Raw genomic sequence first — 24,262 nt, forward strand, 5'->3', positions numbered from 1 at the left:
CTCTGACGCCTCCTCCTCGGCAGCCTGCAAGGCACCTTGAGCGTGTTTGTTGATGCGAACGGCTGACCGGAGGCAACCGGCCCGGCCTATTGAAGCTCTATCACCTCGGCACCTCAGCAGCCAGAGCTGCCAACTTGCGGTGTACCGACGGCAAACCATAATCCAACATCACTCCCAGCGTCATTTTATGGATCGTGCCGGAACATCCGCGCGACGGTGAGGTTAGGCTCGATCTGAACGCCTCCCAAGAGACTTACAAGGATCAAAATGTATATAAATCTTCGGCATAAAGAGGATAATGAGCCGCAAACCCGAAAAATATTGTTGTGTTTCTCACACCTGAGGTGGGATTTCGTTTTCCAGAGGCCTCAGCACATTCTGGAACAGGCAACCCAACTCTACAATGTATTTTTTTTCGAAGAACCTATACTAACGGAAGAAACCACTGCCTATCATAAAAGCTACACGACCGCGGAGGGGGTGGTGGTCGTGGTGCCGTACATCCCGAGATATTTCAACGGACCCCAGATCACGCGTGCGCAACGCAAGCTGGTCGACGGCCTGGTGGAAAGCCTCGAAGCGACGCCGGCACTGCTCTGGTACTATACGCCCATGGCCCTGCCTTTCAGCCGGCACATTTCCGCTGAGCTTTGCGTCTACGACAACATGGACGAGCTTTCGAGCTTCCGTGGGGCGCCGCCCCGGATGATGGCGCTGGAGCGCGAACTTTTCAGGCGCGCCGATGTCGTCTTCACCGGCGGCCAGAGCCTTTATGAAGCCAAGCAGCATCGTCATCGCAACATCCACCCATTCCCAAGCAGCATCGACAAGGCCCACTTCGGCAAGGCCCGGCTTCCCGGTGCGTCGTCTCTCGACCAGGAAGAGATTGCCCGCCCCAGGCTTGGTTTCTTTGGTGTCATTGACGAGCGAATGGATCTGGGCCTGGTGGACCGCATGGCGGCCTTGCGGCCGGACTGGCAGTTCGTGATGATCGGACCGGTGGTCAAGATCGAAGCGGCAGGCCTTCCACGCCGGCCGAATATTCATTGGCTGGGGGGCAGGGACTACAAGCAGCTCCCCAGCTACCTGGCCGGATGGGACGTCGGAATAATGCCGTTCGCCAAGAATCAGGCGACGAAATTCATCAGCCCGACCAAAACCCCGGAATTTCTTGCCGCAGGCGTGCCGGTGATATCCACCTCAATCCGGGATGTGGTGCGGCCCTACGGACAGCTTGGCCTGGTCGAAATCGCGGATGACGCGGAGAAGTTCATAGCACGGGCCGAACATTTGCTGGCTCGCCCGAAGGACGACTGGCTGCGAAAGGTGGATCGACACCTGGCCGGCATGTCCTGGATATCCACCTGGGAAGGAATGCTGTCGCTGATAGCCGAAACGCGAGGGGGGCACACATCTAGTCAGCACGCGATAAATGCGTCGGAGAGCAGCTATGTTTGATTGGCTGGTTGTCGGCGCCGGCTTTGCCGGGAGCGTGCTCGCCGAGCGGCTCGCCTCCCAGCGTGGAGACCGGGTCCTTGTTGTCGACCGGCGGCCGCATGTCGGCGGGAACGCGTATGACTGCTACAATGAGGCAGGCCTGCTGATCCACAAATATGGACCCCACATCTTCCACACCAATTCCGAGCAGGTCTTCGATCATTTGTCGCAATTCACGGAATGGCGTCCGTATGAACACAGGGTCCTGGCCGAAGTCGACAAGACGCTGGTGCCTGTGCCGATCAATCTCCACACGATCAACACGCTGTACGGACTGGATCTTACGTCGGAGCAGCTCGAAGACTGGTTCGCCGCGCGCGCCGAGCCGGTCGAGGATATCCTCACGTCCGAAGACGTGGTGGTGAGCCGTGTCGGGCGTGAACTCTACGAGAAGTTCTTCCGGGGCTACACCCGCAAGCAATGGGGAGTGGACCCGTCCGAACTTGACAAATCCGTCACGGCGCGCGTCCCGACCCGGACCAATCGCGACGACCGCTATTTCACAGACAAGCTTCAGTATATGCCCGCCGCGGGCTACACCCGCATGTTCGAGCGCATGCTCGACCACCCGAACATCCAGGTCATGCTCAAGACCGATTATTCGCAGATGCGCGAAGAGTTCGGCTACAAGCGGCTGATCTTCACGGGGCCGGTCGACGAGTATTTCGGCTACTGTTACGGGCGGCTTCCCTATCGCTCTCTGCGCTTCGAGCACAAGACGCTGGAACAGGAATGGCATCAGCCGGTTGCCGTTGTGAACTACCCGATGGAGCACGACTACACCCGCGTGACCGAATACAAGCACCTCACGGGCCAGCAGCACCCCTGCACCAGCTTGACGTACGAATACCCGACGGCGCAAGGAGATCCGTACTATCCCGTGCCGACCGCCGAGAATGCGGATCGCTACAGGAAGTATGAGGCGCTGGCGCGGACGACGGAGGACGTCTGGTTCGTCGGCAGACTGGCGACCTACCGCTATTACAACATGGACCAGGTGGTCGGCCAGGCCTTGGCAACATTCCGTAGAATAGAAGCCTCGGTCCCCGGCGCCAACCGCGCTCCTCTTGAGACGGCGGTGTCCAAGATGAACGGCATTCTGCAAGCAACGCAATGACGGCCCGCACCATGCAGACCGGAACCGTGCTAGCGACGCCTGAAATCTGGGGAGGAGTCGAATGCAGCATCATTCGGCTGAGGAACCGATGGCGTGACGAAACTGCCGAGACAGGCCATACCGGCAGGCTGGCCGACCTGGACCGTATCCGAGATCTGGGCATAAGAACGCTCCGCTACCCGCTGCTCTGGGAATCAATCTCGCCCGACGACATCGAAACGGCCGACTTCTCCTGGCACGACGAGCGCATGCCGCGGCTGAAAGAGCTCGGCATCGACGTCATCGCCGGACTGCTTCACCATGGCAGCGGCCCCCGCTACACAAACTTGCTCGATCCAGCCTTTCCCGAGCTACTGGCGGGGCATGCCCGGCGCGTCGCCGAACGCTACCCCGAGATCCGCCGCTTCACGCCGGTGAACGAGCCGCTGACAACCGCCCGTTTCAGCGCTCTTTACGGACATTGGTATCCCCACCGCCGCCGACTGCCGGATTTCGCGCGGGCGCTGATCAATCAGTGCCGCGGCGTGGCGCTTGCGATGCGGGCGATCCGCGAGGTGACGCCGCATGCGGCCCTTGTCCAGACCGAGGATCTCGGCAAGACGTTCAGCACGCCATTGCTTGGTTACCAGGCGGACTATGAGAATGAACGCCGCTGGCTGACGTTCGACCTGCTGTTCGGCCGCGTGGATCGTAGCCACCCCTGGTTCTCCCGGCTTATCGATCATGGGATTGCCGAGCAGGAGCTCCAGGCCTTCGTCGACGAGCCCTGCCCTCCCGATATTGTCGGGGTGAACCACTATCCGACCAGCGAGCGTTTCCTTGACCACCGCCGCTCCAAGCTACCCGCCGGAGCCCTGGTCGGCGGCAATGACCGGCATCATTATGCCGATCTCGACGCAGTGAGGATGCATCTTCCGCTTGGATCATTGGGGCCTGAGCCGCGCTTGCGCGAGGTCTGTGCACGATACGACCGGCCAGTCGCCGTTACCGAGGTTCACCACGGCTGCAGTCGCGATGAACAGCTTCGCTGGCTGAACGAGGTCTGGAGCGCCGCAAACCGCCTCGCCGGCGAAGGCAAGAACATCGCCGCCGTCACAGCCTGGGCGCTGTTCGGATGCGTCGACTGGAACAGCCTGCTGATGCGCGAGGAAGGGGCCTATGAAGCGGGAGCCTTCGACGTCCGCAGCCCATCGCCGCGCTTGACCGCCCTGGGACGCGCAGTGCGGCAGATGGCCTCCGGCGCGCGCCCGAGGCATCCGGTTCTCGACAGTCCCGGCTGGTGGCGCCGGGACACGCGGTTCTTCCGGCCGCCTCCGGAAACAACGGCCGAACTCGGTGCCGAGGGCAACGCCCGCAAAGTGCTCATCCTGTGCAAGGACGCTGCACTGGGTGGTGCCTTCTGCCGCGTCGCTGCACACCGGGGCCTGGAATTCATTGCTCTTGACGCGAATGACCTCAACATTACGGAGCCGCATTCCGTGCGTCGCGTGCTGCTCAAGCATCGGCCATGGGCATTCATCCGCCTGGCGAGCGCGCAACCCGCCGACGGCCGCCTCGACGGGCAGCACGCGACTGGCGAAGGTCCAGCGGATGGAGCGGTGCTGGCGACCGTCTGTGCCGCGGCCGGGGTGGCGTTGATGACGGTGACGTCGGATGCGCTGGTCGCCAAAACCCTGTCGGGCGGTTTGGTGGAGAGCTGCCCCGTCACCCCGGTATCGGGGATCCGGAACCTCAACGCCACAGTCGAAGAGATGGTGATGAAGCATCATCCCGGTGCGCTGGTAATCCGCACCAGCGCCGTGTTCGGACCATGGAACACCGGCGACGCCCTTTCCCAGATCTTGGATAAAATCGCTGTGGACCGCGCGCTCCGCTTGCCGGCGGACGCAGTCTGCTCCCCCACCTACGTTCCGGACCTGGCCCACGCCGCCCTCGACCTCTTGATCGATGGCGAGACGGGACTATGGCACCTCGCCAATGACGGCGCGGTCAGCTGGTACGAATGGGCAAGAGAGGTTGCCGATTCGCTCGGCCTCGATCCGCGACTGGTGTTGCGGGATCATGGCGGCGCCGGGGACCTCGCGCCCGCCGCGCTGGCCAGCGAACGGGGTCAACTCATGCCTTCCCTGGCAAGCGCCCTGGGCCGCTTCCTGCGTGAGTGTGATGTCCGCTGGAACAAGACCTCCGCTGCCTTGGGCAGCTGAGAAGCGACAAAGAAATCCAAGAGGCCGAGATGAGAGAACCGACCGCGTTTAACAGCTTTTTCCTTGGTGGCTTCGAGTGCTCGAGCCATCGTCGCGCAGATGGCGTCCGCCTCGACCTGCTTCGCGCCACCTGCCACGACGAGGCATCGGAAACGGACTACCTAGAACTTCAGCGTCGTGGTATCCGCACCGTCCGTGACGGTCTGCGCTGGCACCTTATCGAGAGAGAGCCCGGCAATTACGACTGGTCGAGCTTTCTTCCGATGCTGCGCGCCGCCGACGCCACCGGCACTCAGGTTGTCTGGGATCTCTGCCATTACGGATGGCCCGACCATATCGACATCTTTTCACCGGAATTCGTGGAGCGTTTCGCCCGGTTCGCGGAAGCCGCCGCCAGGGTCATTCACGATGAGATCGGTTCGGTACCCTACTTCTGCCCGGTGAACGAAATTTCGTACTGGTCATGGGCGGGTGGCGACACCGGCCGAATCAACCCGTGCGCGAGCGGCCTTGGAGGCGAATTGAAGCGCATCCTGGTACGAGCCGCCATTGCCGCCATGGACGCGATCCGGCGCGTTGATTCCCGGGCCCGCTTCATCACCGCGGAACCGCTGATCAACGTTGTCGGCTATGCCCATGATGTCGAGCATCAGCTCGAGGCGGAGCGTTACAGGCTCTATCAGTTCGAAGCGCTCGACATGCTTGCCGGGATTCAGGAACCGGAGTTGGGCGGCCGGCCCGAATACCTCGATATCGTCGGCGTGAATTTCTATCCCGACAATCAATGGCTCCTGCACGGCCCGACAATTCCCTTTGGCGATCATGCCTATAAGCCGCTGGCCGACATGCTTGTGGAAGTTGCACAACGCTACAATCGGCCCGTCTTCATTTCCGAAACCGGCGCCGAGCGCACGGCAAGGCCCTCCTGGTTTCACTACGTCGTCGCCGAAGTCGTCGAGGCCATGCAGTGGGGCGTCCAGTTAGAGGGAATTTGCCTTTACCCCATCATCGACTACCCCGGATGGGAGAATGGTCGGATGTGCGATGTCGGCCTGCTCGGTCCCATGGGAGAGCATGGCAGGCGCCCGGTGTGCCAGCGCATGGCGGACGAATTGGCCGAGCAGAGCCGGAAACTGCTGACGCTTCAGCGTGAACTCACGTCACGGACATATGCCGGAGGGACTTATGCGGTATCTGAAGCCTCAAGCAGGTAATCCGCTGCCTCCGTTTCTGGAGGGGTCGGCCGCGTTCATAAGGCACTATGTCCACAGGCAGCTGCCACAGTTCATCCTCCTGACCGTGCTGGTGATCTCCGCCGCGTCCTGCGCCGTCGCCATCCAGTACGTGATGAAGGTGCTGGTCGACGCCATGGCCGGCCCTCGCGACAGCTCTGCCGCGCAGACGGCTCTCGCCATTTTCATCAGCCTCATCGCGGTGGAGAGCATCCTTTGGCGTCTCTGCGGCTGGCTCGGCTGCAAGGCGACGCTCGCGATCGGCGTTCAGATGCGGCTCGACCTGTTCGATTTCCTGAACGGCCAGCCGATGAAGTACTTTGCTGAGAACCTCGCCGGCTCGCTTGGCCAGCGGGTTACCGCGACGGCGGGCAATTTCGGCGCCCTGACTAACATTGTCATCTGGCGGATTGCGCCGCCGGCCGTCGACTTTATCGGCACCGTCATCGTGTTTACGGTCGTCGACTGGCGCATGGCCGTGGCCCTGGCTTCCGCTGTCGTCGTCATCATGGGCGGGCTGCTTGCGTTCGGGGAACGGGGAAGGCACCTGCACCGCACTTATGCATCCTATGCCAACGAGGTCGGCGGCAGCCTGATCGATGTCATCACCAACATGTGGTCGGTGAAGGCATTCTCGGCCCGATCACGCGAGCACGCCAGGCTGGCCGCGAGCTTCCGAACCGAAGCCGATGCACAGCGCGACAGCTGGATGTATACGGAAAAGGCGCGCCTCATCCACGACATCGCGCTTTGGGTGATGGCCGGCGGCATGCTCGCCTGGGCCGTCCGGCAATGGAGCCGGGGCGAAATCACGCCCGGAGACGTCGTCCTGGTCAGCGCTTTGACGTTCCGCATCCTTCACGGGTCTCGCGACATGGCGCTATCGCTCGTGGACATGGTTCAGCATTTCGGCTTCATCGAAGACACGCTGCGCATCATCGGCCAGCCGCAGACCGTGGTAGACCTGCCTCATGCGCCGGCCATCCGTCCGGGTGGCGGGGCCATCGAGTTCCGCAAGGTGTCATTCACTTACGGCACTCAAGTCGACGCGATCCACAATCTCAACCTGTCCATTCCCCCGGGCCAGAAGGTCGGAATCGTTGGTCCGTCCGGAGCGGGCAAATCGACTTTTGTCCATCTCCTGCAGCGGCTCTACGACGTTCAGGGGGGCCAGATCCTGATTGACGGTCAGCCGATAGCCTCGGTCACACAGGACAGCCTGCGCGAAGCGCTGGCCGTCGTGCCGCAGGAGATCCTGCTGTTTCACCGGACAGTCATGGAGAACATTCGGTTCGCACGTCCTGAGGCCAGCGAGGAAGAAGTTTACGCCGCTGCGCGGGCTGCTCACTGCGAAGCCTTTATTACGAGGTTACCTAAGGGGTACGACACGCTCGTTGGCGAGCGCGGCGTGAAGCTTTCCGGCGGCCAGCGTCAGAGAATCGGCATTGCCCGCGCGTTCCTCAAGGCTGCTCCCGTGATTGTCTTGGACGAAGCAACATCTGCCCTGGATACCGAGTCGGAATTGGTGATCCAGTCTTCGCTGGTCAAGATGTTTCGAGATCGCACCGTGATCGCGGTCGCGCATCGCCTCTCGACCCTTTCCAGCTTCGATCGTATTTTGGTGATGGATGGCGGCCGCGTGGTCGAAGACGGCAGCGCTGCGGAGCTGAGAGCTCACGGCAGTTTGTTCGCTCGCATGTGGAGACTGCAGGCTGAAGGTATCACCCTCGACGCGGCTGAATAAACTGCTCTCACATCCCAGTCGACCCCATCGGCGCGCGCGAAAGGAATGCCCGAGTCGGACCCGGTGACAATGGCCATGCGCGGCCCAAGCTTCAGGCTTCGGTCGGGCGGGGCTGGTCTTCATCGACCCGGCCATGACTGCTCTCCATTGGTCTCCAGAGTCGGCTGCCCGGCACGACAATCAACCACTTGCCTGTCGAGCTGGTAGCCCGCCCGAACCTCGGCGGAGGCGGGTGGTTCCCAGTTTATCGGGGCCGGGCTGATTGATCTGGATGGCACCACCGACTTTGCATCCCTATATCGGTTGGAGGCTCGATCACGCGAGCCTCCCATCCCCTGCGCTTCAGAGACAGTTTGCATGACGTCACCCGAGACCGCTGAACAATCCCGAGCCATCCCGATGCAGCTTCCCGCCCTGCGCAACAGCTATGCGCAGTTGCCGGAGCGGTTCTTCGCGCAAACAGATCCGAAGCCGGTGTCCGAACCCCGGCTGATCCGGTTCAACCGGCCACTCGCCGAGGAACTCGGACTCGATCCCGATCAGCTTACCAGCCCGGACGGAGTGGCGATGCTTGCCGGCAATAGATTTCCGGAAGGCTTGCAACCAGTCGCCCTGGCCTATGCTGGCCACCAGTTCGGAAATTTCGTGCCCCAACTCGGCGACGGACGCGCTCTGCTGCTTGGCGAAGTGGTGGACGTCAATGGCATTCGGCGCGACATCCAGTTGAAGGGATCGGGACCGACGCGGTTCTCGCGCAACGGTGACGGCCGCGCAGCCCTTGGCCCTGTCCTGCGCGAATATGTCGTCAGCGAAGCAATGGCCGCGCTGGGCATTCCGACGACGCGGAGCCTGGCGGCGGTGCTCACCGGCGACCCGGTCTATCGCGAGGTCCGGTTGCCCGGCGCCGTTCTGACACGAGTGGCGGCAAGCCACATTCGGATAGGAACCTTCCAGTATTTCGCCGCGCGCAACGATACCGAAGCGGTCAAGATCCTCGCTGACTATGCAATTCAGCGTCACTTCCCGCAGTTGGCGGGGCAAGCACGGCCGTACCGCGCTTTGCTCGAGGCCGTTGTCGTCGCACAGGCTGATCTGGTGGCGCGCTGGATGCTGGTCGGCTTCATCCATGGCGTCATGAACACCGACAACATGGCGGTGTCGGGCGAGACGATCGACTATGGCCCATGCGCCTTCATGGACGCCTATGACCCCAGCGCGGTGTTCAGTTCGATCGACCGCGGCGGTCGTTATGCCTACGCCAACCAGCCCCGTGTCGCCACATGGAACCTTGCGCGCTTTGCCGAGACGCTGCTGCCCCTCATGAACACGGACGAGAATGAGGCAGTTTCTGAAGCAGAAGATGTGCTGAGGTCGTTTCAGTCCTGCTATGAGACTGTTTTGCAGCGCGGTTTCCGCAGAAAGCTCGGGTTGCTGACCGAGGCGGAAGGCGACTTGCAGCTCGCGGCCGATTTTCTGGATGTGCTGGCTCGCGGCGAAGTGGACTTTACGCTCGGCTTCCGGCGCCTTGGCAATGACCTCGACGCTGCTGACGGCCAAGGCACGGCACGGCAGTTGTTTCAGGATCCAGGCGCATTCGATGTCTGGTCGGCGCGGTGGGGCGAGCGTATCGCAAGCGAAGCAGCCGACACGGCCATGCGCCGGGCAGCGATGCATGCCGCCAATCCCAAATTCATCCCTCGCAACCATCGCATCGAGGCGATGATCCAGGCGGCGCTCGGCGGCGACTTTGCACCTTTCGAGGAGATTCTGGGGGTCGTCAGCCGGCCCTTCGATGAGCAACCCAGCATGGAGCGCTACGCCGAGCCGCCCCGGCCGGACGAGCGGGTCCTGCAGACCTTCTGCGGCACCTGAGACATCCTGTGCACCGCGCCTTCCCCCGGGAATGCGGACCGGGGGTTGGCAAGCTGACATCATGCGGTCATATGGCAGTGCGCGATGTCACTTCCCGGCGACAGCGACGAACACGCCGACCGCCCCTGTCGTTCCAGCGGAACAAGATGATTGTTCCGCCGGCTAGACTTCGCCCACGCCGCGACGATTTCAGAAGGCTGTGTCGCGCCAGCCACGCGCCAGAAGCCGGTTCGCACAATCCGGGATGGTCGTCGCCCAGGCCCTCGCCCTCACTGGGATCCGACAAGTTCTATAGCAGGGCGGGTGATCATCAGCCAAAAAATCGCCGCGACAGCGCTGAAGGCCGGGAAGCCGAAGAGGAACCAGAGCTGGAAAAGCCGGTGGTAACGGCGCGGAAGCGGCTGGCCGGCTATCATCGCCGACGATGCGAGATTTCGCATTTCCATCTGCATCCAGACGACGGGAAGCCAAAAGAGACCGGTCAGGATGTAGAGAAGGATCGATAGCACGATCCAGCCCTCCCAGAGCGAATACCCTGCCTGCCAAGCAAGCGCGACACCGGTGATCGGTTGCGCAACAACCGCGGTTGCGGTGAAAAGGAAATCGGCAATCACGACGATCCGCGCGACGGCTGCCACGGTGGCCGGGTTTCCGGTCCGATGCGCAAGCAGCATGAAGAAGGCGATCCCAGCACCCGTACCCAACAGCACCGCCGCGCCGACGACATGCAGATATTTGAGGGCGAAGTAGAGCATCAGCGCTCCTCCAGGATTGCCAACGCCACGAGGTGTAGAAGAAAGATCGGCAGGATCTTCATCAGGGGGCCGAGCGGCTCGTTCCACAGGTCGGGGCGCAGTAGCGTGCCGGCCAATGCATAGAAAAGGCATATGCTAGTCGCTGCCCACAGACCAAGGCGTGCCGTCCTGCGAAGCGCGATGAGAACGCCGATGGCCAGATCGGCCAGCGCCCCGGCCACGACCAAAGGCACCGCAAGCGCACCCACTGCGGTATTGATTATCAGTTGGACACCGCTCTGCCACCCCGTTGTCAACGATATGATGCCGGTCACGATCCAGAAGAACGGCAGTATAGTGAAGACGGCGGGCTTGAGGAAGAACAGCCGAGCAAACCACCTGTCCTGCACCGTGGCCGGATTGGCGGCGAGTGCGGCAGGCAGAGATTGCGGCTCGATCCCGGTGGTTACCTTCCACTGTCGCGGATCACCGGTGGCGCCCCGGCTGATCTCAAGGGCGGCGTTGGTACGCATGGGCGGGCGCCATCCCAGCACACTGACGGCATCTCCTACCCGATAGAGCGGACGCGCCGCCCATCTTGGGAGAGCCAGGACGCGGGCCTTCTCCCATCCAAGCCATCTGCGATACTGCGCGACTACCTCCTCCATGGTGAACGCGTCAGGACCAGCAAGGTCGAGACAGGCCCGGGACGGCGCGTCGGCACCAAGCAGAAGGGCCACCGTTTCCACCACGTCCTCAAGCTGGACCACCTGAAGCAGCCCGGTATCCGGCATCGATGGGAGCACTGGCAGCGCCGCAAGTCCACGAAACAGTGCACTCGCTCCAAAAACAGGGCGGCCGAGCACAACGGAAGGTCTCAGCACGACCCAGTCCAGGTCGAGCTGCATCAGCGCCTCCTCGCCGGCGCGTTTGCTGGCGGAGAACGCCGAGGGCTGCTCGCGGTCGACACCGATGGCTGAAAAGTGAATGACTCGGCGGACTCCGGTTTGCCGGCAGGCAATAAACAATACTTCCGCGCCTGACGCATGAACGTCCGTGGTGTGCTCGCTGGCGCTGTCTTGCAGAACGCCGGCACAATTCACCACCGCATCGACGCCTTGAAGAGCCTCACTCCACTCTTCAGGGGCGAGCGCCTTCGCCATATCAATGGCAATCGCTTCGGCCTCACCCAGCCCGGCTTGTGTGCGCCGTGATACCCGGACGAGCTTGTGCCCTGCGGTGATCAGGCGCGCGCAGACGGCTGTACCGATAAGACCGTTCGATCCTGTGACAAGAACTTTCATGCGAGATGTCCAGCGACGCGAAATGGGGCGTGCAGGGTCGCCGCCTCGCTGACAAAAGAACGAATGCAGTGATCGATCACCGGAATCTCCCCTCGGCTTGCTCGCCGCGTCGGGCGCTCCGCGTTTGAGCCGAACGCCTCGATGGCCGTTGCACCGTCTCCAGCAAAGCTTTGTCGAATGCCCTTGCGCTCAGCATGGCCGACCATTTACATGCCTCACTGACTTAGTTGCCAAACACGAGCGACTTACAATTGTTCCGGGGCAGCCTGAAGGGACGGGTCGACCTCCTTCGCTCCCGATGTTGCGCCACAACGACAGCTTCCTCCTCGACCGACAGAAGCCGATGGGAACAATTTGCACGGACCGAGCTTGGGCCTAGGGTCGGCACAGGTGCAGGTAAGGTGGCTTCGACCGAGCATCATCCGTCGCGGAGGTCGCGGAGGCCTTCGTGCATTCCCGGAGGCCGTCCTCGGTAGTGCCGACCCGGGATGCGGTCATGGTGATCAGGGACCTGGCACCCATTTGCGAGCATACCGACGGCGAACTCGACGAGCTGGTCGCGGCGATTTGCGGTCCGGCATGGGCTGATGGTCGCGTTCGACCAGGACGAGGGCGGGGAACAACGTTATCTCGGCCGAGTTCGGCGCCCAGTCGCGTGCATTATTGAAGGAGAACAACATGCATTTTGTGAAAGCGCTTATCACTGAGTGAGTCTCGCCTGCCTGCGGGCCGGTACAGCCCTCTCCCGGTGTATAGCCTGCCGCCAACCCCTGACGCCTCCTCCTCGGCAGGCTGCAAGGCACCTGGTTTTCAAATGCCGCAAAGATACCTTGGTCCGGGTTGTCCGGCGTGCAACGTCCAGCGTTCTCGGACGTTGGCAAGCGAACAGGAGTACCTGACATGCCAAGTAAAACAGAGACCCCGCAAACGAAACGAAGCGACTTCGCCAATTATCAAGCCATCCGCCCCGAGGATGCTGCGGTATTGGACAGCCCTGCTGGCCATGAGGACAGGCACGGCGCTGATCCAGACTTTATCGGAGCCGACGATGTCGACCAGCCGATCGGCGCGACGCCCCGCAGCGAAATTACCGGTAGTCACGACGAAGGAGCCGGCGCCAATGAGACGATAGACGGGCTGAGCGAGACCGAAGAACTAACCCGCAGCTACGCCGAGGACATGCCAACCAGTGACAATGATGAGGACGAAGAGGACTTACCGGTCTTCGAACGGGGCCGAAGCAGCACGGAACTCTAACCGGGGGCGGCATTAGGTTTGAACTCACGGTAGGAACATGGCAGTGAGCGCATTCGGACTTCGGATTGTGTCTTTGGGGCTCCGGGCTTTTTTTGGAGGGCTGGGGGCCTCGCTGACTTTGGGCGCCCAGGCCTCTGCGCAGACAAGTCAGCCGGCGCATCAATCCGGCTACTCATCGCAAACAGCCAAGCAGGATCGACTACCGGCGCAAGGATCGTCGCCGACCGCCAAGGATGATGTCGGCGTTGACGTCTCGCTCGGCCGGCCGGAGGTGAAGCAACAGGTTGCAAGGCATCTGGGAATGGCTGAGGCCGAGATACCTCTGGCGGTGCATGTGCCGATCGCGCTCGCTTCGCGGGTCTGCGGGCAAGAGGTATTTACCGCCCGCGCCAATGTAAACCGAAGCTGCACCGCGACGAAGTTCATTCCGGAAATCGCCGAGGCGGCACGCAACCAGCCACAAACCTCCGCAGTACCGGAGCAGTAGCACCGAAATGTCGGAACCCTCCAACGGTCGGGCCATTACCGAGGGCACGCTCCAAGGCCGGTGTAAAGCAGCCACTTGGAACGTGTTTGATTGGCGTCCAGATCAGCTGGGTCGCTATCGCGTGCAACTTTGTTGGCGGCGCCTGTCGCTCTGCCTGCGTACACCCGCGCCGGCGCCAGCCACCGTGCCGCCGTTTGTTGCTCGTGGTCTCCCGCATCGAATAGCCATATTGCCCCCAATGCTCGTTGCGCACACAGGACCTCAATACCATCAAGTTCCTCGGCAGGTTTCGAATTCTGCCGGTCATAAGGGCATCTGAACGCTGATCGAGGCAGCCGGCAGGCTGCCCACGAGGACAGTGCGCGCTGCTGCCACGGGCCAGCTACCGATCCACGTCCCCCAGGACGATGTCCAGTGATCCAAGGACTGCGGTGACATCGGCCAGCATATGGCCGCGGCAAAGGTGGTCCATGGCTTGGAGGTGGGCGAAGCTCGGAGGCCGCAGCTTGCATCGGTAGGGCTTGTTCGTGCCATCCGATACCAGGTAGACGCCAAATTCTCCTTTCGGTGCTTCCACCGCGGCGTAAACCTCGCCGGCTGGCACCCGAAAACCCTCGGTGTACAGTTTGAAGTGGTGGATCAACGCTTCCATGGACCGCTTCATTGCCGCACGTTTGGGAGGAACTACCTTGCCGTCGGGATTGGAAACAGGTCCAGTTCCCTCCCTTTTCAGCAGGTCGACGCATTGGCGCATGATCTTGGCCGACTGGCGCATCTCCTCCATCCGTAACAGATAGCGGTCGTAACAATCGCCATTCTTGCCGACCGGGATGTCGAAGTCCATCTCCGCATAGCACTCGTATGGCTGTGACTTGCGCAAATCCCATGCAGCACCTGAGCCACGCACCATCACGCCGGAAAAGCCCCAGGCCCAGGCTTCATCCTGCGAGATTCGTCCGATGTCGACATTGCGCAGCTTGAATATCCGGTTGTCGGTCAGCAACCTGTCAAGGTCGTCCACTGTCTTGAGAAACGGGTCGATCCAGTTTCCGATGTCCGCGGTCAAGTCTGGCGGAAGGTCCTGGTGCACGCCGCCTGGCCGGAAATACGCGGCATGCATCCGGGAGCCACTTGCCCGCTCGTAGAAGACCATCAGCTTCTCACGTTCAACAAAGCCCCACAAGGGAGGCGTCAGCGCGCCCACGTCCATGGCCTGAGTTGTCACATTCAGCAGATGAGACATGATCCGCGAGATTTCACTGTAGAGAACCCTGATCAACTGCCAGCGCCGCGGTACAGCTGACCTGCTACTGAACTGTCATCCAGCTGCGATTAGAGCCTCGACCGTTTTTGTTACGCCTTGTGGCGCGGGTTGAGCACCGGCGGAGGCGCGGAGCCTTCCATCAGCACAGCGTCGGAGCCGGTTGCGGTGATGACCTGGGCATANTCAGCGCGCCCACGTCCATGGCCTGAGTTGTCACATTCAGCAGATGAGACATGATCCGCGAGATTTCACTGTAGAGAACCCTGATCAACTGCCCGCGCCGCGGTACGGCCAAGCCCGTCAGTTTTTCGATCGCGAGGCACCAGGCGTGCTCCTGACTCATCGGTGCCACGTAGTCGAGGCGGTCGAAGTAAGGCAGGGCCTGAAGGTAGGTTTTGGTTTCGATCAGTTTTTCCGTGCCGGATGCAGCAGCCCGACGTGAGAGATCGGAAGAGCACACGTCTGAACTCNTCATCGGTGCCACGTAGTCGAGGCGGTCGAAGTAAGGCAGGGCCTGAAGGTAGGTTTTGGTTTCGATCAGTTTTTCCGTGCCGCGATGCAGCAGCCCGACGTGAGGGTCCACCCGTTCGACGACCTCTCCATCCAGTTCAAGAACCAAGCGAAGCACGCCGTGTGCGGCAGGGTGTTGGGGGCCGAAATTGATGTTGAAATTTCGGACGGTGTTTTCTGCCATGCGGGCGCTCCTCGGGAGCCCGCCTAACTGCCCCTTACCGCGATTGTTCCAGCCGGTTGCCGACCCGCGACCGTTCCATCATCGATCATCGCTCATCCCGGCTTCTCCCACTATCTCCGCCAGCCGGCCGAGGAAGTCCACCAAAGCGGCTTGCGGGTCGTCGACTTAGCCGATGATCACCGAAATGCCCCACCGCTCAAGAACGGCTTCCTCCACGGGGTTGCGGCTGGTCATGAAGATGAACGAGGGGGGGGGCGATCTTTCTCATAGCCGGAGCGATGCCACGTCTGCCAAAGACGGTGCAACAACAACCGTATGTTGGGGTCGGAAAGGCTATAGCCGATGAAGAGGATCGTGCTGCCAAGTGCATCCGAGCGAAAACGCACGTCCAGGGGAGAATTGAACGAGAGGCGATCGAGGTAGTCCGTTTCGGTAAGGACGAGAGAATTATCCTCGTCGAAGTCGCCCTTGAAACTTAACGATTGGGTAATGCCCTGGCGGGCCTGCGCTACATCGCGTGCATTGGCCACTTAGACGTAGTCGGTCCTTGGGGACAGACCAATTTCTGTCCATCCAACTGCGAAGCGGCCCAATGCTGCCATGCTTGATTCGATAGTATTCGGCCAAGGTCTGAAAACGATCGCGCTGCATGGAAAATTCATCATTGACGCCGAGCTCCTTTGCCATTCGCTCTATGAGCTTCTCCCAAGAGGGAAGTCCGACGCTGATCGAAACCCCCGCTCCCACAAACAAGATTGCGCTGCGACGACGAATTGCATTGGCAAGCGAACCTGGTCCGAGCGAAGTTGGACTCCGCTTAACCATTCGAGCCCACACGGCGCCCCGCAGCGCCATTGTGCTTCGCCATAATCGACTGAACCGGGTCCGTGATCGGGCGACCATCTTCATCGGCGCGAAACGACGCAATCTCGTGGTGAGTGGCAAGCTGGGTCGTGAACTCGTAAAACGAGAGACGGCCGGCCCCGGAAGGCTCTGGTTCAATGCACCGCGAAAACGTGACTATCCTCGAGATCGGCCCAGCGGCCTATCGGATCAGCTGTGCGCAGATCAAAGATGGCTGACAATCTACGCCGTCAACGAACGCAACCTGGCTGGATCGCAACCGGACCGATATGACCAAGCGAATTTCGTAAGACATGGATCGCCACCTTATATTAGCCTCCACGAATAGTCTCCGGGAGCCGCCGACCATCCCCAATGTTTTGATGGGCCGGTTGCGATCGGCAACGTTGCAGGCGGCATACCTCCGACAGGATCCCTGCCCCAACAAGCCATATCCGGGCTGAGATCAAGCAATGCTCACGCGGCGCCAAACACGCGTGATAGGCATAGCAAGAACACAGTCGCCAAGCTGCTTTCGGACGCTGGTGCGGTGTGCGCCGCCTTTCAGGACGAAGAGCTTTCCAACCTGACCGGTAAGCGCATTCAGGTCGATGAAATCTGGTCGTTTACCTACGCCAAGCAAATGAACGTCGGGGTAGCCAAAGCTGCCCCGGAAGGCGCTGGCGACACATAGACATGACGGCATCGATGACGCCACCAAGCTTGTCATGTCGTGGCTGGTCGACGGGCGTGACGGCGAATACGCGATGGGCTTCATGGACGATCTTTCGCCTCGCGAATCGCGAGGAGCCAACCAGCGACGGTCATAGGGCTTACCTAGAGCTCAAGATCAAGTTCGCCAAGATCCTTGGATCTTCTTGCCGAGGACCACGACAACATGGAAACGGTCGCTATTGAGACGCCCGCCAAGATGACGGATTTTGAAGCTGTGACGGTCGCGGATTTGATCTGCGACTTTTATTATGAGTTGACCTGATCCCGGATGAACGCGCACCACGATGCGAGCCTAGCGTCAGACGAGATATGAGATGAATGCAGGCGGCCTTGGTAGCGGTTGCTCGCAATGCAGGTCATCTAGCCCCTCCGGACTGGCCGGACAACGGTCCGCCCCGGTAATGCAATGCTTACCTTATGATCTGACCGTAAGCCTGTGCGGACTATTGCGTTGGATGGGCCAAGCGGCCACTGATTTTCGAACTGGAACCAAGACGCGGCGTCTTCGTTATATGCCGTCGTGCTAATTTGTTCGCCAAGGAGGGGAGGCGATGCAGATACCGGGGGGCGAGAAACTCACGGAACGGGTGGATGAACTCAGCGCGCTTTACGTGCTGACAGACCGCCTGTATCGGGCGAAATCCAATCACGAAGCTTTCGAGGCTGGCCTGGATGCCATCCGCGATGGGCTCGGGTGTCGAAGGGCGTCAATGTTGCTTTTCGACGACGCAGGGGTGATGCGCTTCGTGGCTTGGCGGGGACTATCCGATTCCTACCGACACGCGCTGGCGGGACATTCGCCTTGGAAAGCGGGCGAACGCAATGCGGAGCCGATCCTTGTAACGGACATCGCAGAGACCTCTGAACCGACCAGCGTCAAGGACAGGATCGCCAGCGAAGGCATCGTTGGTTTGGCGTTCATTCCATTGATTGCGCAAGGCGAAGTGGTGGGCAAGTTCATGACCTACTACGAGCAGAAGCATTCCTTTGCCGGCCACGAGCTTGATCTTGATCGGATTCTATCTCGAGCGGACCAGGGCGGAAGAGGCCCGCAAACTTGCCGAAGACGAGTTGCGAGCATCCGAACAACAGTTCCGCCTGATGTCCGAACATGCGCCGGTCATGATCTGGACGTGTGACGCATCCGGCAAGTGCACCAATTTGAACAGCATGCTGCGCGAGTTCTGGGGTGTCACGAGCGAGGAGATCCCGACCTTCAGTTGGCACCCGACCATCCATCCGGACGACGCTGCCGATATCGGAGCCCGGATGATGGACGCGCTGACGACACAGTCGAGTGTCACGGTCCAGGGTCGCTACAAGAACCACAAGGGCGAATACCGCGTCCTGCTCACCGTCGCCCGCCCCCATTTTTCCACAAAAGGCCAATTTCGCGGACTGATCGGGGTCAATGTCGACATAACGGAAAGCGAGCGAGCGGAAGCAGCGCTACGCCACAGCGAGGAGCGATTTCGCTCGGCCGTGGAGGCGGCCCCCAGCGGCATGGTCATGACAGACGGGAACGGCCGCATCATCCTCGTCAACCTGCACGCCGAAGCCGTATTTGGTTATGAGAGGGAGGAGATGATTGGCCGGGGCATCGAAATGCTGGTACCCGAGCAGTTTCGTAGTTCGCATCCCCTGTTCCGCGGCAAGTATGGGAGTCGCCCCCTGGCGCAACCGATGGGTGCGGGCAGAGACCTGTATGCCCGGCGCAAGGACGGAAGCCAAGTGCCGGTTGAGATTGGAATCAGCCCAATCCAGACAAGCGAAGGCTTGATGACACTCGCCTCGATCGTCGACATCAGCGAGCGAAAACGGTCAGAGACCCAGCGAGACCTGCTGATGGCTGAACTCAACCATCGTGTGAAGAACACGCTGGCGGTGGTCCAGGGAATCGCCCATCAGACCTTCAGGGGAACTCCGGCCACCGAGGCTCATGCCGCCTTTGAGGGTCGCCTCATGGCTCTCTCCGCCGCGCACAACATCCTGACCCAGACCAGTTGGGAGCATGCATCATTGGACCAACTGGTTTCCGACAGTCTCCAGATCCGAGGCACGTTTACCAACCGGGTCACAACGAGCGGGCCAGCGATTCGTTTGCAGCCGAACCAGGCCCTTTCCGTCGCACTCGCGCTTCATGAGCTGCTGACCAACGCAGTCAAGTATGGTGCCCTTTCCAACGATGCCGGCAAGGTTTCGGTCGAGTGGGCTCGCACCGAAAATCCCAAGCCCCGGCTGAAGCTAATTTGGAGCGAATTGGGCGGCCCCGCAGTGTCGGCTCCATCGCAGCGGGGATTTGGCACGCGGCTGATTGTCGGAGGCCTGGCGGCAGATTTGGAGGCAGAAGTCGCAATGGAGTTTCAGCCCCAAGGGCTTGTTTGTAAGATTGATGCTCCGCTGCAAGAGGGGATACTCGCACAATGACGACACTGTTGGGCAGACGCGTCCTCCTGGTTGAGGATGAATCCCTGATTGCCATGATGGCAAACGATTTTCTCACCGACCTTGGGGTAGAGGTCATTGGTCCGGCCACGTCGATCGACGCCGCTTTGGACCTGATTTCGGCCCACAATATCGACGCGGCCGTGCTGGACCTCAACATTCGCGGGGAGTTGAGCCATCGCGTCGCAGACGCCCTGAGAGAACGGCGCATCCCGATGGTGTGCACGACGGGCTACGGTCAGGGCGCCGCTGACTTCGCAAGAGGAGCTCCGATCATCGACAAACCCTACTCCAAGGAGAAACTGGCCAACTCGTTGCATTCCGCCCTGTCGGGACGCCAGGGATCAGCGGGCCCGTCAGCATGAGTTTCGTAGCTGAGACCAACGTCGTGTAAACTTGGGCTGTCTTGGGGGAACCGTGCGTCGACCGCTTGATAAGTTCAGGGATGATAATCTGAAGCTGAGGCTGGCGCTCCGCGCCGCTCCCCTAGGCATTTGGGACTGGAACCTCGAAACCAACGAGATGAGCTACTCGCCCCGGGCCCGGGCGATTTGTGGGTTTTCTCCGGACGAGTCGATCACCATCGAGAAAGTTCGCGCCGTCACCCACCCAGCTGATTTGCCGGTCACCAGCGAGCAGGCCCGCATGGCGCTGGACCCTGAGATCAGGAACAACGAGCCATACGAATATCGGCTCGTGCGCGCCGACACCGGCGAGATCCGTTGGGCTCTGGCCTACGGCGAGGTGGTGTTTCAGCGGAGCGGCGACACCGTGAAAGCGGTGCGCTTCCTCGGCACCATCGAGGATATAACCGCTCGCAAGCAGGCTGAAAACGCGCTGCGTGAGGCCGAACTCAGACAGCGACTGGCCATAGATGCCGCCAGAATGGCGGTGTGGGAACTGGATGTGCCAGCGGACCGCTTGATGGTCACCCCCGAGCTCAACCGTATGTTCGGCCTGGCGGAGGATTCCTGTCCGACCGTTGGCGAACTTCGCACGTTGTTGGGTCCAGGTGACCTTGAGAGGATCACGGAAATCCGCAGCAGAGCGGCCGACCTTGCTGATCCGTACTTTGAGGCAGAATTCCGTTGCCGATTTCCCGATGGCTCATTGCGTTGGAGACTGCTCCGGGCCGAGGTTCAAAATTTTCCGTCTGGCGAGCCGAAGCGCATCATCGGCGTGTTGATGGACATTGACGAGCGCAAGCGCGGTGACGAGCAGAAGCACTTGCTGCTGCGCGAGGTCCATCATCGTGTGAAGAACTCGCTCAGCGTGATCCAGGCGCTTGCAACCCAGTCGTTTGGACGAAGTGCTGCCAACCCAGCCGCGCTGAACGGCTTTCTGGGCAGGCTCGCTGCGTTGGCCAAGGCGACTGATCTGGCTGTTGCGCAGCAGGGACAACCCTTTAGCCTAACTGACCTGATCGTCGGCGTTGCGAGACCCTTCTTGTCCCCGAACAGATTTGAACTTCACGGCAAGGACATTAAACTGCCAGCGCGTATGAATGTGCCGCTAGCGCTCGTCTTCAATGAGCTGTGCACCAATGCCGCCAAGTTCGGCGCACTTTCGAACGCGGAAGGAACTGTCAGTATCGAATGGGAGACCACGGCCAGAGGGATCGAGCTCCATTGGCGCGAAAGCGGCGGACCTCCTGTTCCTACAAAGCTTGACCAAGGGTTCGGCTTGAGACTGATCCTGGACGTGCTGCCTGTAGAATTTGGTAGCGCCCAAATTGACCCGCTACCTTCCGGAATTTCCTGTCACATCCTTATTGCCAATCCCGGCTAGGGTGGAGAAGCAGCGCCCGCGACCTCGATAGTTGCGCCCGGCAGCCTCTCACATGCAGCCCAGCGAGCAGCTGCTCGGCAGAAGAGCTTAAACAAGTGAGTTAATGCTCGATACATTAGTTTGCACTAAAGTGCGGGTTGCGCGTCGTGGCGCCGGCTGTATGGGTCCAGCATGGAAAACAGTTCGGTTCTGGTCGTTGAAGACGAGCCATTGATCTTGCTCGATATCGAAACGGGCTTGGGAGAGGCTGGGTTTCGAGTTGTGGCAGCTCGCAATGCTGAAGCGGCCATTGAGGCGTTTAGCGAGAAGCCGGGAAGTTCAGCAGCCTGGTTACTGACATTCGACTAGGTCGGGGAAAAAGCGGATGGGAACTAGCCAAGCACCTGAGAGGCACCAGTCCCACCTTTCCTGTGGTGTACATCAGCGGGGATAGCGCGGTTCACTGGGGCGTAGAGGGTGTTCCGGAAAGCATTATGATCACCAAGCCGTTCGCGATGCCCCAGATCATCACGGCCCTCTCTACACTGCTTAATCAGCATAATCCGATAGCCCCAAGCGAACCGACCGCTTAGTGGGTCTGGCACGGATGGGTAGCGCTGAAAAGCCCGCCCTGGGTCGGTACCTTGGCGGGCTTTTCATTAGGCGCGGCTACATCCAGAGGAATCGACCGCTACCATTTTAACGAGTTGGGTGGCTTTGGGTTCCATTCCAGACGGATGACCCGTCCCCAGTTCTCTTAAGCATGCGTCGCGCGGCATTCAAACCGTCGCGTAAGCGGTTCAGATATTCTTCGTTCTTCTCAATGGGGAAGCCGCACTGGCGATTGTGTTCAAGGAGCCGATCCTGAATCGAGATCGCGTTCATAGTGGCGGGTGATCTTCGAATAGTGCTCTTGTATGGAAGCCATAGCTTTCCTCCCGTTGGGGCGAAAGCATGCTGATCACTTCCAAACGCTCGATTGCCAGAAACCGTCACGGGCGACGAGGAGAGGATTCGCGCTGTCCTGGGCGATAGCTACAGCCGATTTTAGCAAAGTTCGAATGTTGGCCTGTCGAATTCCTATTTTCCGTTTAGGTTTGTCAATGACATAATCGCCACTTCTTCACCGGCTGCTACGGTCACTTGCTAGTCGAACCTCCCCTTTCGGCGGTCAGCCCCATCCGTCTGATAAGCCACGGCATGCTCAACCCCTGAATAAAGATTGAGAAAGCTACGACCGCGAACGCGACAACGATTATTTGACTGCGCTCGGCGACGTCATCAGGAAGTGCAAGCGCCAGGGCCAGAGCGAGGGCACCGCGCAACCCGCCCCAGACCAGAATGTGCTGATAGCTGGCATCCAGCTTCAGGGGCGTCGCTGCGAGTAGGGCACAGAAAGGATAGATAGCCAATGTCCGGCCAACCAGCACCAGCGTGATGGCGACCACTGAGGTGCCTGCGAATATCCCAAGTGGCTGATGGGCTTCATGGCCGCCGATCAAGATGAACACGATCGAATTTGCCAGGAAGGCCGCATACTCCCAGAACGCCAGAACGTGACTTCTGGCATTCGCGGAAATAGCGCCTTTCCATCCGACGTTGCCGACGATCAAGCCTGCGGTGAGAGTAGCCAGCACGCCCGACATGCCAAGATCCTCAGCAAGCAGAAACGAACCATAGGCCGCGATGGTCGTTAGGGTTATTTCAACAAGATGGTCTTCGGTCCGGCCGGCAATCAAAAGCAGCACAGCTGCCACGGCCGCGCCGGAGGCAATCCCACCCGCGACCGTCCAGAACAGCGACGCAGCAATGCTCAGGGGCGTCGCTTCGGCGCCTGCCGCCATTGCCGCCAGGATGCCGAAGCCAACCGCGGCTGCGCCGTCATTGAGGAGACTTTCCGATTCGACAAGCAGAGCAAGGCGGGGCTGAATCTTCGTCTCCTTGAAGGCCGCGATAACCGACACCGGATCGGTCGCCGCTATCAGCACGCCAAACAGCCCGGCTCCGATCCAAGTCCATCCGAGCAGGAAATGCATGCCAGCCGCAACCACTGCGGCGGCAATAGCGACCCCGGGAAAAGCGAGCAGAACTGTGACCGGCAGATTCAGGCGGAAATGACGCCATTCGATTGCAAGTGCCGCCTGGAAAATCAGCGGCGGCAAAAAGACCGTGAAAATCAGATTCCGACTGAGGGGAAGTTCGACGACGCCGGGCATGAAGCCAAGCGCGATACCTGCCGCAACAAGCCCGACGCTGTAAGGAAGTTGCAGCCGTCTGGAGATCATCGCCACCAAAGAAGCGGTGAGCAGGATCATCCCCAGGGTGAGGATTGAGAGATCGTTCATGGCGGCCCCAGGTAAGGTCTGATCAGGACAACTAGGGCTCTGAAGCCCCAGTGGAACGGTCCGGTGCGAAGAAGTTCGCCTAGTCCGAACGGGAGATATGACCAGAGCAGATCCGGATCCGCCCTAGCCGACACGCCGCCCCATGTCGCACCTGCGGTGAGAAACCTACGGCGCTCAACAAGTTCGGCTTCATGGCGGAGACAGCATCGGCCACGATTGGGGCGGCTTCGGCGCGAGACGTCAAAGGCGGCGACGGTGACAGATGGCTGCCACATCAGGCGGACGCGCCAAACCCGCTCGAGTCGGCTGACGATAAGTCTGTGCCGCGGAAACCAGACCTTCTCACAGGCACTAAATCGCGCGATCAACACGAGCCTCCTTGAACGGTGCATCGTCATCGCAGTCAGTGTCGTTTCGCTCATTCTGGTGATAGCGTGCGTTCTGGTCCACTACGAGGCGTTCAAAATGGTCGCGAGCTCTGCCCGTTCAGCCGAGGTCGGCGGGTTCCAAGCCGAGGACGACTTCTGATCGTAATCTTCGGAGCGCTTGCCGCGCATACTGTCGAGATTGCGTTCTACGGTTTCGTCTTCTGGGGGCTCCATAGCTACCGGCTGTTCGGGCGAAATCGTCGGAAAAATCTCAGATGGATGGGTCGATTTCCTGTATTTCTCCGACACCAACGACGCTGGGCGTGGGCGACATCAGGGCCGGAGGTCCGATC

17 protein-coding genes and 4 pseudogenes are annotated in these 24,262 nt (G+C 60.5%); 14 read left to right on the top strand and 7 right to left on the bottom strand.

Translation table 11 applies throughout. The features are described from left to right. Nucleotides 1–267 precede the first annotated feature (267 nt). The 6 genes from X742_RS143930 to X742_RS143905 all read left to right on the top strand — a co-directional run bounded on the left by X742_RS143930 (nucleotide 268) and on the right by X742_RS143905 (nucleotide 9,666). Nucleotides 268–1,458, top strand: coding sequence for a glycosyltransferase family 1 protein (locus tag X742_RS143930; RefSeq protein WP_031248433.1), 1,191 nt, complete (start codon nucleotides 268–270; stop codon nucleotides 1,456–1,458). Continuing rightward, on the top strand, nucleotides 1,451–2,614 hold the full coding sequence (gene glf, locus X742_RS143925) for a UDP-galactopyranose mutase (protein ID WP_023774675.1): 1,164 nt from the start codon (nucleotides 1,451–1,453) through the stop codon (nucleotides 2,612–2,614). The genes X742_RS143930 and glf overlap by 8 nt, the downstream gene beginning before the upstream one ends. Next, entirely contained in the window at nucleotides 2,611–4,818 is a 2,208-nt protein-coding gene (locus tag X742_RS143920) for a sugar nucleotide-binding protein (protein ID WP_023774676.1), read from the top strand. The genes glf and X742_RS143920 overlap by 4 nt, the downstream gene beginning before the upstream one ends. A 263-nt stretch (nucleotides 4,819–5,081) precedes the next feature. Further along, a complete protein-coding gene (locus tag X742_RS143915) occupies nucleotides 5,082–6,032 on the top strand; it encodes a beta-glucosidase (protein WP_245275618.1) in 951 nt (316 codons plus the stop codon). Next, entirely contained in the window at nucleotides 6,004–7,794 is a 1,791-nt protein-coding gene (locus X742_RS143910; RefSeq protein ID WP_023774678.1) for an ABC transporter ATP-binding protein, read from the top strand. The genes X742_RS143915 and X742_RS143910 overlap by 29 nt, the downstream gene beginning before the upstream one ends. A gap of 399 nt (nucleotides 7,795–8,193) precedes the next feature. Next, nucleotides 8,194–9,666, top strand: a complete 1,473-nt coding sequence (locus X742_RS143905) for a protein adenylyltransferase SelO (RefSeq protein WP_023774679.1) — start codon at nucleotides 8,194–8,196, stop codon at nucleotides 9,664–9,666. Between the two features lie 269 nt (nucleotides 9,667–9,935). On the opposite strand, the gene X742_RS143900 is transcribed toward X742_RS143905, so the two are convergent. Both X742_RS143900 and X742_RS143895 read right to left on the bottom strand, forming a co-directional pair. Next, complete coding sequence (locus X742_RS143900; protein ID WP_023774680.1) at nucleotides 9,936–10,421, bottom strand: DUF2269 family protein; 486 nt, start codon at nucleotides 10,419–10,421, stop codon at nucleotides 9,936–9,938. Further along, nucleotides 10,421–11,704, bottom strand: a complete 1,284-nt coding sequence (locus X742_RS143895) for an SDR family oxidoreductase (protein WP_023774681.1) — start codon at nucleotides 11,702–11,704, stop codon at nucleotides 10,421–10,423. Before X742_RS143895 ends, X742_RS143900 begins: the two co-directional genes overlap by 1 nt. A 900-nt stretch (nucleotides 11,705–12,604) precedes the next feature. Here X742_RS143895 and X742_RS143890 point away from each other — a divergent pair. Both X742_RS143890 and X742_RS143885 read left to right on the top strand, forming a co-directional pair. Beyond that, complete coding sequence (locus tag X742_RS143890; protein ID WP_023774682.1) at nucleotides 12,605–12,961, top strand: hypothetical protein; 357 nt, start codon at nucleotides 12,605–12,607, stop codon at nucleotides 12,959–12,961. Between the two features lie 43 nt (nucleotides 12,962–13,004). Beyond that, nucleotides 13,005–13,448: a hypothetical protein gene (locus X742_RS143885; RefSeq protein WP_031248436.1), complete on the top strand. Its 444-nt coding sequence runs from the start codon at nucleotides 13,005–13,007 to the stop codon at nucleotides 13,446–13,448. A gap of 382 nt (nucleotides 13,449–13,830) precedes the next feature. Here the strand turns inward: X742_RS143885 and X742_RS143880 are convergent. The 4 genes and pseudogenes from X742_RS143880 to X742_RS1000000176775 all read right to left on the bottom strand — a co-directional run. Beyond that, nucleotides 13,831–14,745: pseudogene (locus X742_RS143880) on the bottom strand (NADH-quinone oxidoreductase subunit D); the annotation flags it as partial. A 151-nt stretch (nucleotides 14,746–14,896) separates the two neighbouring features. Continuing rightward, nucleotides 14,897–15,153: pseudogene (locus tag X742_RS1000000174295) on the bottom strand (NADH-quinone oxidoreductase subunit D); the annotation flags it as partial. 31 nt (nucleotides 15,154–15,184) lie between these two features. Beyond that, a pseudogene (locus X742_RS1000000174300) lies at nucleotides 15,185–15,406 on the bottom strand (NADH-quinone oxidoreductase subunit D); the annotation flags it as partial. A gap of 230 nt (nucleotides 15,407–15,636) precedes the next feature. Then, complete coding sequence (locus X742_RS1000000176775) at nucleotides 15,637–15,936, bottom strand: SIR2 family protein (RefSeq protein WP_348524189.1); 300 nt, start codon at nucleotides 15,934–15,936, stop codon at nucleotides 15,637–15,639. 821 nt (nucleotides 15,937–16,757) lie between these two features. Between X742_RS1000000176775 and X742_RS1000000176025 the strand changes: the two are divergent. The 6 genes and pseudogenes from X742_RS1000000176025 to X742_RS1000000176035 form a co-directional block, all read left to right on the top strand. Further along, nucleotides 16,758–17,092, top strand: a pseudogene (locus tag X742_RS1000000176025) (IS1 family transposase); the annotation flags it as partial. A 443-nt stretch (nucleotides 17,093–17,535) separates the two neighbouring features. After that, entirely contained in the window at nucleotides 17,536–18,123 is a 588-nt protein-coding gene (locus tag X742_RS1000000176030) for a GAF domain-containing protein (RefSeq protein WP_023774689.1), read from the top strand. Continuing rightward, nucleotides 18,107–19,411, top strand: a complete 1,305-nt coding sequence (locus X742_RS0138320; protein WP_023774690.1) for a PAS domain S-box protein — start codon at nucleotides 18,107–18,109, stop codon at nucleotides 19,409–19,411. Before X742_RS1000000176030 ends, X742_RS0138320 begins: the two co-directional genes overlap by 17 nt. Then, complete coding sequence (locus X742_RS143860; protein WP_023774691.1) at nucleotides 19,408–19,794, top strand: response regulator; 387 nt, start codon at nucleotides 19,408–19,410, stop codon at nucleotides 19,792–19,794. Before X742_RS0138320 ends, X742_RS143860 begins: the two co-directional genes overlap by 4 nt. 52 nt (nucleotides 19,795–19,846) lie before the next feature. Beyond that, nucleotides 19,847–21,217 carry a sensor histidine kinase gene (locus X742_RS143855; RefSeq protein WP_198019250.1) on the top strand — a complete coding sequence of 457 codons (1,371 nt, stop codon included), beginning with the start codon at nucleotides 19,847–19,849 and terminating at the stop codon, nucleotides 21,215–21,217. 171 nt (nucleotides 21,218–21,388) lie between these two features. Further along, the gene (locus tag X742_RS1000000176035) at nucleotides 21,389–21,565 is read left to right on the top strand and encodes a response regulator transcription factor (RefSeq protein WP_023774693.1); all 177 of its coding nucleotides are present in this window, start codon (nucleotides 21,389–21,391) and stop codon (nucleotides 21,563–21,565) included. 770 nt (nucleotides 21,566–22,335) lie between these two features. Here the strand turns inward: X742_RS1000000176035 and X742_RS143850 are convergent. Then, nucleotides 22,336–23,541: a cation:proton antiporter gene (locus X742_RS143850; protein WP_031248440.1), complete on the bottom strand. Its 1,206-nt coding sequence runs from the start codon at nucleotides 23,539–23,541 to the stop codon at nucleotides 22,336–22,338. Nucleotides 23,542–24,262: the final 721 nt, after the last annotated feature.

It is taken from the genome of Mesorhizobium sp. LNHC229A00, assembly GCF_000502415.1.
Classification (GTDB): domain Bacteria; phylum Pseudomonadota; class Alphaproteobacteria; order Rhizobiales; family Rhizobiaceae; genus Mesorhizobium.